Here is a 15,384-nt window from a genome sequence, read left to right as displayed (position 1 = left end):
TTACAGGCAGTAAGTCCCCTACTTATTCTCTTAGTATATTCTAAGTCTTTTAAGTAAGGGATTTACTGCCTATTAATCTGAATTAAAAGGAGCAAGAATAAATGTTTAATACAATTGGTGTTATTGGTTTAGGAGTTATGGGCAGTAATATCGCTCTAAACATGAATAGTAAAGGTGAAAAAGTGGCCGTCTATAATTATACAAGGGATTTAACCGATCAACTTGTTCAAAAAAGTAAAGGACAAGCAATCAATCCTTATTACGAAGTTCAAGACTTTGTTCAATCATTAAAAACGCCTAGAAAGATCTTTCTCATGGTCACTGCAGGCAAAGCAATCGATTCTGTAATAGATTCATTAATCCCTTTTCTCGAAGCTGGAGATATTATCATGGACGGCGGTAACTCCCATTACGAAGATACTGAACGTAGATATGATGAGTTAAAAACTAAAGGAATCGATTATTTAGGAATTGGTATTTCCGGTGGCGAGGTCGGTGCTCTAAAAGGGCCTTCTATTATGCCTGGTGGCGATAAAGATGCATATGAAAAGGTAGCGCCTATTCTTACAAAAATAGCAGCACAGGTTGAAAATACCCCTTGCTGTGTTTATATTGGTCCTAAAGGTGCAGGCCACTTTGTGAAAATGGTACATAACGGCATCGAGTATGCGGATATGCAATTAATCGCAGAAGCTTATACGTTTTTAAGGGAAAGATTGCATTTATCGGTTAATGAAATTGCTGATATCTTTGAAACATGGAATCAGGGTGAACTGAAAAGCTATTTAATTCAAATTACAGCAGAGATTTTAAAGAAACAAGATGAAGAAACGGGCTTACCATTAATAGATGTTATCCTTGATAAAGTTGGTCAAAAAGGCACGGGTAAATGGACGAGTATTCAAGCAATTAATAATGGGACTCCATCATCCATTATTACAGAGTCATTGTTTGCACGTTATATCTCCTCTTTAAAAGAGGAAAGAGTCTTTGCGGAAACGATTTTGGATGGTCCAGAGATGAATCAGGAAAGTTTAGATAAAGAATTATGGATTGAATACATTAAACAAGCATTATATATGGGTAAGGTTTGTGCCTATACACAAGGATTCACACAATATAAAATGACTTCTGAACTTTACGGCTGGGATCTACCTTTAAAAGATATTGCCCTTATTTTCCGTGGCGGCTGTATCATTCGTGCTGAATTTTTAAACGTCATTAGTGAGGCATTTCAAGCACAAGCGAATCTTAATAATTTGCTAACTGCACCTTATTTCGCGAAAAAGGTTAAGGAATATCAAATGGGCTTACGAAAGGTTGTCTGTGAGGGCATCAATTCTGGCATCTCATTTCCATGCTTAAGTGCTTCACTGACTTATTACGATAGCTACCGTACAGGCAAATCAAATGCAAGCTTACTGCAAGCACAACGTGACTATTTTGGTGCTCATACGTATGAGAGAAATGATATGGAAGGTGTATTTCACACAAAATGGTAATAATAATGTAGCACGTGTACAAAAAGAGCTATATTAATAATAAAGAAGGCAGTCCAAAGGATTTGTAACCCTTTTGGACTGCCTCTTTTTTTTCTCCAAAAATATCCTCTTAAAATATAATATCTTTTTCGAAAATAAGGCATCTTAATAATAAGAAGAGAGTTTTGGTGATTAAACAACTTAATATACATATTTGATAGGAGGGAGATCTATTCATGAAACTGTATCAAGTAAGAAAAGGACAATTTGTCTATTATAACAATGAGTTACACAAGGTCTATGGGGTGAAACCGATTTATAAAAAATCCGTTCATCTTATAAGATTGAGGGATTTAACACAGGATTTAACCAATGCTGTAAGCGTTGAAAGATACAAACCAAAGGAGTTTGACAGCTTTATTTTCAATCATAAAGCTTATACGCTCAAAAAAGATCGAAAAGCTGAAGAAGGAGATTATATTTTAATTCATAATCCAATGCCCGATTCCCTGGACACTTATTCGTTAAACGAAATCGAAATGGTTGAAGAAGTTGATAAACACGGAGTCATCACTAGTAATTCTCACGGGGTCAAGCATAATGAATATCTATTAATGGTACCCGGTCGCGCTACTAACTGCCACCCTATTGATTATCAAAATACTGAAAACGTCGAAACTCAAAGCATAGATGATATTGGGTTCAACAATTTCAGTAATCCTAACAATGAACTATTGCCAACCATAGGGGATGTATACAAAATGCTTGAAAGTGATACATCATTTGAAGCAATGGTGGTTGCAACTACAAACCAGACAGTTATCCTTGGAAGTGGTTTAGAGTTAACCCAGGAAGAGTTGATGAACAAAGATAAGTGGGAATTTTTATATAATCTCCTTGATAAGTGATTGTCCCCTTTTCATGCTTGAAAAGTAAACCCTTTTGATAACGTTTTTAAAACTTATTTATCTTACATCAAACTTTACTAGGAGGTTTCTATGGATAGTAAAAAAAATAAAGGAAAAGGTGTCTTTATTATCTCTTTATTACTTACCCTTATTTTTATTTTTTGGGGAGTCTTTTTTACTGATAATCTCACCAAAGTTACCAATTTGATTTATAATGGTTCGATTGATTACCTCGGATGGGTATACCTTGGTGCTACCCTATTCTTCGTGATATTCTCCATATATTTACTTTTTTCTAAATACGGTGATATTCGACTAGGTAAAAAAACTGACCGGCCTGATTTTAATACTGCATCTTGGCTTGCCATGCTGTTTGGTGCTGGTATGGGGATTGGAATTGTGTACTGGAGTGTTGCTGAACCTGTAACTCACTATACTTCTCCTCCCTATGGAGAACCCTATACAATTGACGCAGCCAATACTGCAATGAAATATACATTCTTTCATTGGGGCCTAGACCCTTGGGCGATTTATACTGTAATCGGTTTAGCACTTGCCTTTTTTCAATATAACAAAAAGTTGCCTGCAGCGATTAGTTCAGCGTTCCAACCGATACTTGGAGATAGAATTTACGGACCGATAGGTAAAACAATTGATATATTGTCGATCTTCGCAACAGTCTTTGGTATCGCAACATCCTTAGGCCTCGGTGCTATGCAGGTTACTGCCGGAATGCATGACATATTCGGCGTTCCCAATGAGTTATTTGTACAGTTGATAGTCATTGCTGTAGCAACAGTCCTTTTTATCACTTCAATCAATACAGGCTTAGAGAAAGGAATCCAATATCTATCTAATGCTGCTATGATCTTATCTTTTGCCATCATGTTACTAATCTTGGTTGTTGGTCCTACCATGACTATTATTAAAGTCTTCTTTAATACCACCGGGATTTATATTAGTGACTTTATCCATATGAGCTTAAGGTTAAGGCCATTTGGTGAGGGAGAATGGATTGCTTCATGGACGCTATTTTATTGGGCATGGTGGATTGCATGGGCACCTTTCGTCGGCATGTTTATTGCCCGGGTTTCCAAAGGAAGAACAGTCAGGGAGTTTGTTATGGGCGTGTTGGTTGTTCCTACACTCGGAACATGTCTCTGGATGTCCATATTTGGGGGCTCAGCGCTTGATATTGTTCAAAAAACGGGTAACAATGATCTGGCAAAAAATATTACCGAAAACGTATCATTGTCTATTTTTACATTCTTTGATTATCTTCCATTAAGTTCTGTATTAAGTATTTTGGGGTTTGCTGTCGTAGCCATTTATTATATAACTGTTGCAGATACAGCCACCTTTGTATTGGGAATGCTAAGTGAAGGTGGAACATTAAACCCTTCAAATAAAATTAAAATGACATGGGGTGTCATTCAATCTGCTTTGGCTGCTGTATTACTTTTAGCTGGCGGTTTGAATGTATTGCAAACAGCTTCCATCGCCGCCGCTCTACCTTTTGCCATTATCATGGTCATCATGTGCTTCTCCTTACTAAAAGGTTTAAAAAGTGAAGTCGAAGTACAAAAAGGGAATAAAAGAAGTATGCATCAGTCTTAAATGTTTATTAAAACAAAAAATCTTCCTGATAGTGTCATTAATCAGGGAGTTTTTGTTTTAATTCATGATTTATATCTTTATGAGATTTGTTTTTCTATAAAATTCCTTACATTCTATCTTCTCGCTATTCGAGGGACGTGGTGCCTGTCCCCCCGTCCCTATCTTATTTTAATAGAAGTAACTGTTTTTGATTTTTTAGCTACATTAGCAAATTTATTCAACAACTTCTTATCGATTTCCTGGAGACTATTTTTCTTTTCCTTCTTTTTAGACGTCATATGTCTTCTCTCCCATTCGGTTCATGTTTATATTTCTATTAGTTTATACAAAAACTTATTAGTTTAAACGTTCTACCACTTCTCTCTATTGAATAGACTAGCAATATAACAAATAGGTATTTTAAAAAAAGGAATAAATAGAATGGGTTTTTGAAGTTTAATTCATTGAAATAGTAATCGTTCGGAAGGTTTCTTATGCTGAAGTAGAAAAGAAAGAGAATTTAATTACGTTAATTTAGAAGGTAGGGAAATAGTATGAGTAAGTCCTATTCTGATCAAAGATTATATACAATATATGAAGAAGAGCTTAATGAATTAACATATAATCCTACAGGTCTTTTTGACAAACTACTACATCATTTATTACGAAAGTTTTCCCAAACTATCGACCTTAAATATACATTTACTGTTCCTGTTTCAGAATTTCTTCGAGGCGAGCTTTTTTGTGAGGACGTTTCTGAAGTGATTGAAAAACCATTTACACAAACAAATTTAATCAGTATTCTTTTGGATGATTTCCTCCATCAGGCACAACACAAAAGGAATCTTTCTGATTTATACCGAGACTTACACTCAGGCATTCAGCACCCCATCGAAATCTTTCATTACAGTGGAGAGCATGAAATTCTACATATCAATCATGAGACACAAAGAAACAAAGCGATAGACTGTATAATCAATAGAAAAAAAGCGTTAAGGCTTGAAGTCATACTAAGTGATTTAGCAAACTTAGAACCAGAAGTAACATTCAGCGTAAATGATGTCTTACAATTCATATATTGTCATTTTATTCAAAAATACAAAGATGGTACATTAACGAATGAATTAAAAAGCATCGTAAAAAGATTAACTTAAAAAATTAAATGAACACCCTCTTTGTTAAACTGCTAGTGAACAGTAAATGAGAGGGTTTCCAAAAAGGAATCTGTTTAGGAAACCCTCTGACCTTAGACTCTTTTATTTGGTTTCCCCTCAAACAAACCTATTAAAACTTATAATACGGTTCTCCAATTTAACTCTAAATGAGGTTTCCTCCTCTACTTTATTTAATATCTAAAAATACTCTTATTCGATTAGTTGCTCTTAATGTTTTTTACCTGTCATTTCCATTAATTTAATAAAACTTTGTAAATCTACAAATATCGACACAATTCATCCTATTCTATTTAGTAGAATTGTAGTTAAAGTTTAATATTAATGTAAAATAATTGTAAACTTTTAATAAAGGGCAAAGAATACAGTCTAATGTTATCGAGTGTGTGTATGGGGGGAATATTTTTGGAAAACGCTGTAGAACAATCAGTTGTAGAAACTGATTACTCACGGAAAAAATCAGTTAAATGGTATAAAACTTGGAAGTTTATTACAACAATTATCATTATTGCACTCATATTAGTGACAATGAGCTATTATCAGGCGTCCCATTTTAATACAGGTATTACGATTAATGGCGTAAAAGTAAACGGCCTGACTGCTGATCAGGCTCTAAAAAGTATACAAACATCAGTTTTAAAGAACGATGTCTATGTTGGAAAACAACTAATTTTAGACGGAAAAGATATAAAGATGGGATTTACTGCAAGTGATCTGCCAGCAGTAAAAAAATTATTAAAAGGCCAGTGGACATTTTTTCCTTCCTTCAAGGAAAAAAATTATTCCTTAATGCCAAGCAAACAGGACCAGTATCGTAGCGAAGTGCTGAAAACTGAACTAGAACAAAAACTCATCTCAATGAATCAAGATTTAAAAGCACCTAAAGATGCACAGGCATATCTGGAGGAAGGAAAAATTATCGTTTCAAAGAGTATTGATGGTAAACAATATGATGTTACCAGTCTTTTAAAGGATTTCGAAAACCAGGGCTATACTAGTAAAATCCTTCTGAGCCCTGCATACCTAAGCCCAATCAAGGAAGATAGTCAAATTGTAAAAAATGAAGAGAAAAAGCTAAACGAACTCCTTCAACAAACCGTTGAATATAAGGTACAGGATCAAATTTACTCATTAAAGGCAAGCGAATTAATTAAAAATGCCACTGTGTCAAAGGATTTGAAAGTTTCAATAGACCCAGAAAATATTAAAAATAAAATTGCTGAAATTAATGAATCTCAATCCACATTAGGTAAAAATTTCAGCTTTAAGACCCATTCAGGTTCAGTCATTTCAGTTAAAGGACAGGGTTATGGCTGGGCACTTAATGTAGATAAAGAGACCTCACTGATTCAAGAAGCACTTGAAAAAGGAGAAAAATCGGTTTCTGCTTCAAATATTTACGGAAATGGCTGGAGCAATGAGGGCTATGGTTATGAAACAACAACAAACAATGGTATTGGTGACACTTATGCTGAAGTATCGATTGCAGAACAAAGAATTTGGATTTACAGAGATGGAAAATTAGTAGTAACAACTAATGTAGTTACTGGAAAACATAGTACACAAGAGGATACATCAAAAGGAGTTTGGTATATCCTCTATAAACGAACACCTTACACTCTAACGGGAAGTTCTTCAGGTAATCCTAATTATTCAATTGAAGTAGATTATTGGGCACCATTTACAAACAGTGGACAAGGCTTCCACGACGCTGGTTGGCGAAAAAACTGGGCAAGCAATGCCTATCTTACTGCAGGATCAGGTGGATGTGTCAACGTATCCCCTAGTGTAATGAAATCTGTGTATGATAATCTCAGTGTCTACCAGCCAGTTGTTGTCTATTAGAAAATAAAACTCAGGAATCGTTAATGATTCCTGAGTTTTTATTATTTATCTATTGAAAACACAGCTGATCTTTAAGTAATGCACACAATTTCGTTTATTGCTAGCACTCCTCGCTTCAAACTCCTTTCAATCTTCCTTTGAAAAAACACTGAGAAAATTACTGCTCTTGTTGAGCTTTTCCCTATAATATAAATTGTTTTTCACCTATTATTTAACAATCACTCATCGGAATTTTTTACAGCTCTCATGGATGCCGCAATGTTTCTTGCTGTTCTTTCCATGTAATGTGCAGCATGTTCAAACGCATCTGGAAGTTTTACAATACCTGGTACTATACTGAAAAGGGCATCAATTCCGTGTTCATACACTACATCGCTGTCTTCTGATAATGATCCCGCAAGTCCTATTACAGGCACACCATATTTTTTAGCTGCTTTTGCCACGCCGATTGGAGTTTTCCCATAAATAGTTTGACTATCAATCCGACCTTCACCCGTAATAACAAGGTCTGCATCTTTGACTACTTCTTCAAAGTTTACAGCATCCAAGACTATTTGGATCCCTCTTTTTAAGTCTCCATTAAGAAAAGCAAGCAGACTTGCTCCAAGGCCCCCAGCTGCACCGACGCCCTCTATATCTCGAAAGGATTTCCCAAGTACTCTTTCTGCGACGTCAGCAAAGTGGGACAGGTTCTTATCAAGCAAATCTATCATCTCAGGTGTGGCACCCTTTTGAGGACCGAAAATTGCTGAAGCACCTCTAGGTCCTGTTAAAGGATTATCAACGTCACAGGCTACTTCAATTTGAACATCTTTCAATCTGTCGTCAAGACCGGCCAAGTCTATTGTAACAATTTGTGAGAGTGCACCGCCTCCGAAACCAATATCGTTTCCTAATTCATCTAGTAGTCTTATCCCCAATGCTTGGACCATTCCGGCTCCCCCATCGTTTGTAGCACTGCCACCAAGCCCGATGATAATATGATTTACACCAAAATCAAGTGCAGCTGATATTAATTCTCCTGTTCCTTTTGTCGAGGTGACTAACGGGTTTCTATTTTCGGCAGGTACAAGATGCAAACCTGAGGCAGCAGCCATTTCTATAACAGCTGTCTTCCCGTCTCCAATTAATCCAAAGAATGCTTTAACTGGTTCACCCAAGGGGCCAGTTACGATTCTTTCCTCAATTTTACCGTTTGTAGCATCTACGAGTGACTGTACGGTTCCCTCACCGCCATCTGCCATCGGCATTTTACTGTACCTAGCATTTGGAAAAACCAATTTGAAGCCTCTCTCAATTGCATTGGCAGCCTCCAGAGCCGATAAACTTTCCTTAAAAGAGTCCGGGGCAATTACAATTTTCATAGTTTTCCATCTCCTTTCTAATAATCGTTATTTAAGTTCGATAAAACCAGCATAAGATTTGCCGACCCTATGTTCTCCACAGAATCTACGATATATCGCACGACCGAGCGTTAGCTTTTCTAGGACATCTTAGTGTTTATTCGAGCTTAGTTAGCTGTTTGTTCTTTTTTTCTATTTTTTTCCGTGCATTCTTAACCAAATAACTTAAAGACTCCGAATATGAGAGTTGAAATAATCGCAAGTGTTAAACCAACTAAAGACTCGTATGGCATCAATTTTAAGCGTTCCTTAATGTCCATATTGACACTTCCAGCTGTAGCGTGGAAAAAGCTTCCGTGCGGTAAGTGGTCTAATACTGTTGCACCTGCATGAATCATTGCCGCTCCAGCTAATGCTGATACACCCAATCCTAAAATTGTGCCACTGAAAACGCTGCTCGCTACTGCTGTACCAGCTGTAGTTGAAGCAGTTGCAGCTGACATGAAAATCCCAGACATAGGCGCCAATAAATAAGCTGGCAGACCTGAAGCACTTAACGAATTTATAATGATATCTTTCAAGGCTGAGTTAGCAATAATTCCTGCTAATGTACCAGTACCTAATAGCATAATGGCTACGCCGGACATTTTGCTCAGACCAGAAACGGCATAATCATTAATTTTCCTTGTCTTTTTCATTGCAATTGCGCCAATAATTCCTCCAACTGGCAGAGCAACCATTGGATCAATGTTGATATCAAATAATGGTCGCAAGGCGAGCATTATAATTGTGACTAGCGGTGCTATCAATGCTGTTATAAAAATAGGAACCTCTGTATTATCCGTCATTTCAATATCTTTGCTTAACACTTCAGAGCCTTTATTTACAAGTCTTTTCGCAAAGAAATACGTAACAGCCAGTCCGAAAATGGCCGGGATGATTCCTGCAACCATAATGGATGTTAGCGGAACGCCAAATGCGTCAGAAGCAGCAATAGCATTCGGGTTTGGTGACATAATATTCCCTGCTTTTCCGCCACCAATCATCGCTAGTAATATAGCTGTTTTTGAAAGATGTGCACGTTTAGCAATTGCCAAAGCAATCGGTGATACGGTAATAACAGCTACGTCTACGAACACCCCAACCGCTGTTAAGATCATCGTTGCAACAGATAATGCCAGCAAAGCACGTGTTTCCCCAAATTTTTTGACAATCGTTTCCGCAATCGATGAAGCAGCCCCTGATTCAATTAAGACCCCAGCCAGGATACCCGCAGCCATAATTCGCAATACTGCCGGAATGATTCCTTTGGCCCCTTCCATCATTAAGGTAACTGTATTTGTAATATCTACGCCGCCAATCAACCCGCCGATTAAAGCTCCGGCAACCATCCCATATGCTGGCGGGACTTTTTTTAAGATTAGTATAATCGCAATGATTAAGGCACTAACGGCCCCTAGAGCGCTTACAGTAACATCCATGCTGATTCCCCCACAGTGCTTGTTTTGTGTTATGTTTATATTGTAAGCGTTTGCTTGTGTGATTACATTGTGAAAGGTGATAAAATATTAGTAAAAAAAATCACATTAATTGTGCATATGCACAATCAGCTAATATCATGCAGCAGCTTTGCCATATACAATTCAATTAAATCTTTTATATTTCGTGGATCTTTGCCTGTCAATTCTGAAATTTTCTCAAGACGGTACCTTAGGGTATTCCGATGGATAAACAAACTTTCTGCAATCTTGTTCAATTCTCCCCCCTCCCTTATATAGGCTTCCAGCGTATCGGCCAGTTCTCCCTTCTTACCTTGTTCTAGCAGCTGATGGTAATAGGAAAAGATACTTTTATCTTCATACTGGACCAATTTTGCCAGCATTATTTCTAATTGGTAATCGTCGAATTGATAGAAGCTCGTATCAGGCTGTAGCTTGTTGCCTACCATAATTGCTCTTTTCGCCTGATAGAATGAAGATTTTAATTCTTTTATGTTTTCGGCCAGACCTCCACTTCCAATAAGGACCTTGCCGCCTGATACTTTTAGCAATCGTTTTAATAACGGTGGTAAATCCCTTTCGGACTCGTTAACAGCTGCTGCTTTAAGAATGACTATTTCATCGTTAAAAGTAACACCGATTAAATCAGCCTTACCAATTTCATACTGAACTGACATAATTAGTTGATTAGAGATTTCTGTATAATCTCGTTTTTCGATGACGAAAGTAACACTCTTGGATGTTCTAAATTAATCCCAAGAAATCCGGCACGTTCTTTTATTGATTCCTCATTCAATCCTTCTCTCTGAAATAAGCTGATTCACAATCTCACTTTGAAGTCTTTGCTTCCATTGCACCCTCTCAAGCAAATAACGACTGCTCCAAAACTAGTTCTGCCGCCATTTTTACAAGCTGGGCATAATTCCGAATTTGCTCTGGCTCCCCTGTAATACCCACAACACCAACAATTTGATTACTAAAGCGTATAGGTAAATTGATTCCAGGTCTAGAACCCTTCATTGTCACAGCCCTAAAACTATCTATTTCAACACTTTCTCCTTTTTTAAGGACGAGAAGAGCACCAGCATGGAGTTGATTAATCCTTTCGCTATCTCCGGATCCTATGATAACTCCCTCACCATTCATAACATTTATATTTCTATTTAAAATTTTCATTGTCCGCTCAACAATTTCCTGAGCCAGTTCATAGGTTAAAAATTGCATGCTTGTTTACCTGCCTTCCTGCTCTTTTCATTAAAAATTTACCATAGTAAAGATGAACAATAAATGAGGCTCGCTAAGAAAGTGGGAAATATATGGAGGTAAATTAACAGTAACAGCAATTCTAATCAGTTACTACATCAGACCGCTACATTTATTACATTAAAGGACTTTTTATAAGTTCGTAAAAAGCAAAAGACTAGCATGTAACCTGCTTTTATTCATCGTTGAAAAAGAGTTTATTAAGATGATGTCGACAAAGGATACGAAACTGAATAGTAAAACTTCTATACTTATGATATGGTTCACCGTAACGTATCTTAAGGAGGTTTTTATATTTAACTCTTCCTCAATTACCATTTAAAAATTAAAAAACTTTTTAAACCTACCCCCCAAATCTTCAAATGACTATCTAAGCTTTTGTTGATAGTCATTTTTTGTCGAAAGAATCTGTACACTGAAATTGCAACGTTTGGGATTACTTTCTAGTTAACGATCCTATAAATTATTTACAGATTTTAATCAGTATAAAATAAATCTATAAAACTATATTTATAGATTTTTGACACTACACCTATGAGGAGGAATTTTAGTGAATCGAGTTTTTAGGTGGATTGTCAGATCATTATTTGCACCTGTCACTGGAAATGCCGGAGCGGTTGCGAGTACACTTGGTTTTTTTCTGGCCTTTTTACCCTTAGATAGTTTAAGAATTCCATTATTACTAACTTTTTCACTTTTGTTGCGTCTTAATATCATCGCCTTATTCCTTGGAACGTTGATTACGGTTTTCATTCCATACATTCGTCATTTACCATCCCTGGATTTGCGTGTATTAGAAGATTACTGGTTATTTTCTGCCCTGATATCTAATATCAAATCTTCACAAGTTATTGCATCAGGTGCCTTCGGAGGTTTTGTTGGTCTTGTCTGCTATTTTTTCTTCCACTGGTTTTACAATTTAGGGCTTAAAAAAAGGGAGCGAAATCAAGAACATGTTTTTCTTGATTCTGCAAAAAGACGCTGGTCCATTATTAAACGAATGAGTGTGAGCTTTACTGTTCTAATTATTTTAGTATCAACTATTTTTATTGAAAGCCTTAATACTAACGCAGTATTTCCTGAGCTGCAATTGGATAATAAAAGCACAGCAAAGAGCGGTATCGAGCCGATTAATACTAGTTTCAGCGAAGAAGAGCTTGCTTCACAGGTTTCAAAAACAAGTCCTTCTCCTCTTATTCAAAAGAATATGGGTCAATTGAACCAAGTACAAATTGCGAGCAAACAAGAAGTGTTTGGTTTTTACGTCAATTGGGACGAAAACAGCAAAACATCTTTTAAAAAAAATATAGATTCTATTACAACATTAGTGCCGGAGTGGCTGCAGCTTACTCCTAGCCTTACCCTTACAACCAGCACGGACAGCTCGATTGTTGCAGAGGCAAAAGCACATGATATAAAGATTCTTCCATCGGTAACAAATTTTATTAATAATAAATGGGATGGCAATGCACTGCACCGATTATTTACTACTCCCGGCGCTGAAGATCTTTTTATTAAAAATATGCTGGCTTATGTGAGAACAAATGACTTTGACGGGATTAATATCGACTTTGAAGAAGTCAACCAAAATGACAAGGATCATCTCACTGATTTTATGGACAAAGTTAATGAAGCATTTCATCAACATGATCTCATGGTCACACTGGATGTACCTCCAAAGAACAATAGTTTTAACTATGTTTCTTTAGCAGCTAGCGTTGACCGCATGATTGTCATGCTATATGACGAGCACCACTCCATGAGTAATCCTGGACCTGTGGCCTCATCTGATTGGGTAAAAGAGAGCTTAACCCAGCTCAATATTCCTTCCGAAAAATTGATTGTGAGTTTAGGAAGCTACGGTTACGATTGGGAAGAAAACTCCAGCAAGCCTGCAGATTCGGTGACATTCGGGGATATCATGGATTTGGGAAGTAAAACCAACCTCAAGATCCATTGGAATAAACAAGCAGGCAACCCTTATTTACGATACAAAATAAACAAAAAAAACCATATTGTTTGGTTTTTAGATGGTGCTACATTTTATAATCAAATGAAATTAGCAATAGATAGCGGCTCAAGAGGAATAGCGGTTTGGCGTCTCGGTTCTGAAGATCCTTCTATCTGGAATTACATTAATAAACCAAAAGAAATCGACAATCCATCCAATGCCCTTAATACCTTGGTCAGTCCTGAGCCTGTTCAGTATACAGGTGCTGGAGAGATTTTAAAAATAAGTTCTCAATCAGAAAAGGGGAAAAGAACGATTCAATTGGATTCACATGGGATGATCCAAACCGAGACCTATGTTAAATTACCAAAGCCTTTTGAGGTGGTTCGGTATGGTAAACCTAAAACGAAGGAGGTCGTCCTTTCCTTTGATGACGGTCCTGATCCAACCTATACACCACAAATATTGGACATTTTGGACAAGAATCATATTAAAGGGACCTTCTTTATTGTTGGAGAGAATGCTTTGCTGCATCCAGAACTGGTTAAAAGGATGCATAAAGAAGGCCATGAAATTGGCAACCATACATTTACCCATTCTGATGTTGCATCCATGACACCAATTCAAACAAGAATGGAGCTAAATGCAAATCAGCGTTTATTCCAAGAAATTACAGGTCATTCAATGACCCTTTTCCGCCCGCCTTATGTGGCCGATGCGGAGCCGAGCACAAGGAATGAACTGGTGCCTATATTAAGAGCACAGGAAATGGGTTATACCATGGTCGGTGAATTCATTGACTCTGACGATTGGCAAAAAATATCTAGTAATGAAATTGTGGATCGGGTATTGGATCAGCTGCCAAATGGAAATGTGATTTTACTGCACGATGGTGGCAGTGATCGCTCGAATACTGTAAAGGCCTTGCCTATTATTATTAATGAGCTTAAAAAGCGTGGCTACACATTTACTACCATTGCTGAACTAATTGGAAAAAGTGATTCTCAAATTATGCCCGCTGCTGATCAGGATAACCCTGATTTGGTCTATGACAAGGCTGTATTCAAGGTTATGCAAGGCTGGCACTTTGGATTAAGCTTCCTGTTCTACTCAGCTATCCTATTAGGAATATTACGGCTAACTCTTTTCGTTATCCTTTCTAGAAAACAGGTGAAAAGGTATAAAGAGACCCAGATCGACCCTAGCTTCACACCTTTTGTCAGTGTCGTTATTGCTGCCTATAACGAGGAAAAAGTAATTTACAAAACAGTTAATTCTCTTTTATCGAGTGATTACCCGGCTTTTGAGATACTGATTATTGACGATGGTTCAAAGGATGATACTGCCGTTGTGATTCAAGAATTTTATGCAAACCATCCTCACGTCAAACTAATTAAAAAAACCAATGGGGGGAAATCTTCCGCTGTTAATCTTGGTTTTAAAGAAGCAAAGGGTGAAATCGTGGTCGCACTTGACGCTGATACACTCATCGCTGAAAATGCCATCTCATTGCTTGTTAACCATTTTAAAAATGAAGATGTTGCTGCTGTTTCAGGTAATGTAAAGGTCGGCAATAAAAGGAACCTTCTTACAAACTGGCAACATATCGAATATGTTACAGGCTTTAACCTGGAGAGAAGGGCCTTTGCAGCTCTCAATTGCATTACGGTTGTACCGGGTGCGATTGGTGCATGGAGAAAGACGGCGGTAGAAGAAGCAGGATACTTTAAAGAGGATACCCTGGCAGAGGATACCGATATCACTCTTACTCTTTTACGCAATGGGAAAAAGATTGAATTTGAAGAAAAGGCTTATGCCTTTACAGAAGTGCCAGAAGATATTAAAAGTCTGGCAAAACAGCGTTACCGATGGGTTTATGGTACGTTACAATGCTTATGGAAGCATCGTGAGGCTTTATTCAATAAAAAACATAACTCATTAGGATATATTGCCCTTCCAAATATGTGGCTTTTCCAATATATTTATCAAACAATATCGCCTATTGCAGATATATTGTTCATTATCGCCCTTTTTAACACACACCCTGAAAAAGCAGTCATTGGATTTATTCTTTTTTACTTGTTGGATTTCCTTGCTTCTTTATATGCGTTTCGATTGGAGAAAGAAAGTCCTAAACCACTAAGTTCATTGTTTCTGCAACGAATCTTGTACAAACAGCTTATGACTTATGTCGTGATAAAGTCCCTTTTCTCGGCAATAAAGGGAGTAACCGTTGGTTGGAATAAACTAAAACGAAAAGGTAATGTAACTCATGAAACCTCTATGTGAAGGTTGAGGAAACTATTTAATAGAATTTTTACACAGG

General features: G+C 37.1%; 8 protein-coding genes and 1 pseudogene. 6 read left to right on the top strand and 3 right to left on the bottom strand.

The window, feature by feature from the left end:
• The first annotated feature begins 101 nt into the window (after positions 1 to 101).
• The 5 genes from gnd (at position 102) to WCV66_RS03755 (ending at position 7,002) form a co-directional block, all read left to right on the top strand.
• On the top strand, positions 102 to 1,502 hold the full coding sequence (gene gnd, locus WCV66_RS03775) for a decarboxylating NADP(+)-dependent phosphogluconate dehydrogenase (protein ID WP_338787922.1): 1,401 nt from the start codon (positions 102 to 104) through the stop codon (positions 1,500 to 1,502).
• Between the two features lie 215 nt (positions 1,503 to 1,717).
• Complete coding sequence (locus WCV66_RS03770) at positions 1,718 to 2,389, top strand: hypothetical protein (protein WP_066338566.1); 672 nt, start codon at positions 1,718 to 1,720, stop codon at positions 2,387 to 2,389.
• A gap of 90 nt (positions 2,390 to 2,479) precedes the next feature.
• Positions 2,480 to 4,006 carry a glycine betaine uptake BCCT transporter gene (locus WCV66_RS03765; protein WP_338787921.1) on the top strand — a complete coding sequence of 509 codons (1,527 nt, stop codon included), beginning with the start codon at positions 2,480 to 2,482 and terminating at the stop codon, positions 4,004 to 4,006.
• A gap of 533 nt (positions 4,007 to 4,539) precedes the next feature.
• On the top strand, positions 4,540 to 5,139 hold the full coding sequence (locus tag WCV66_RS03760) for a hypothetical protein (protein WP_338787920.1): 600 nt from the start codon (positions 4,540 to 4,542) through the stop codon (positions 5,137 to 5,139).
• Between the two features lie 408 nt (positions 5,140 to 5,547).
• Positions 5,548 to 7,002 carry a L,D-transpeptidase family protein gene (locus tag WCV66_RS03755; RefSeq protein WP_338787919.1) on the top strand — a complete coding sequence of 485 codons (1,455 nt, stop codon included), beginning with the start codon at positions 5,548 to 5,550 and terminating at the stop codon, positions 7,000 to 7,002.
• A gap of 218 nt (positions 7,003 to 7,220) precedes the next feature.
• Here the strand turns inward: WCV66_RS03755 and WCV66_RS03750 are convergent, their stop codons facing one another.
• The 3 genes and pseudogenes from WCV66_RS03750 to WCV66_RS26780 all read right to left on the bottom strand — a co-directional run bounded on the left by WCV66_RS03750 (position 7,221) and on the right by WCV66_RS26780 (position 11,068).
• Positions 7,221 to 8,366, bottom strand: coding sequence for a glycerate kinase (locus WCV66_RS03750; protein WP_338787918.1), 1,146 nt, complete (start codon positions 8,364 to 8,366; stop codon positions 7,221 to 7,223).
• Positions 8,367 to 8,557: 191 nt separating this feature from the next.
• Positions 8,558 to 9,826: a GntP family permease gene (locus WCV66_RS03745; protein WP_185653854.1), complete on the bottom strand. Its 1,269-nt coding sequence runs from the start codon at positions 9,824 to 9,826 to the stop codon at positions 8,558 to 8,560.
• Positions 9,827 to 9,951: 125 nt separating this feature from the next.
• A pseudogene (locus WCV66_RS26780) lies at positions 9,952 to 11,068 on the bottom strand (CdaR family transcriptional regulator).
• A 589-nt stretch (positions 11,069 to 11,657) separates the two neighbouring features.
• Here WCV66_RS26780 and WCV66_RS03730 point away from each other — a divergent pair.
• The gene (locus WCV66_RS03730) at positions 11,658 to 15,347 is read left to right on the top strand and encodes a glycosyltransferase (protein ID WP_338787915.1); all 3,690 of its coding nucleotides are present in this window, start codon (positions 11,658 to 11,660) and stop codon (positions 15,345 to 15,347) included.
• Positions 15,348 to 15,384 lie beyond the last annotated feature (37 nt).

This window comes from Metabacillus rhizosphaerae, from assembly GCF_037201795.1.
GTDB lineage: Bacteria > Bacillota > Bacilli > Bacillales > Bacillaceae > Metabacillus > Metabacillus rhizosphaerae.
The sequence above is the reverse complement of the archived record's forward strand: the minus strand, read 5'-3'. Positions and strand labels throughout refer to the sequence as shown.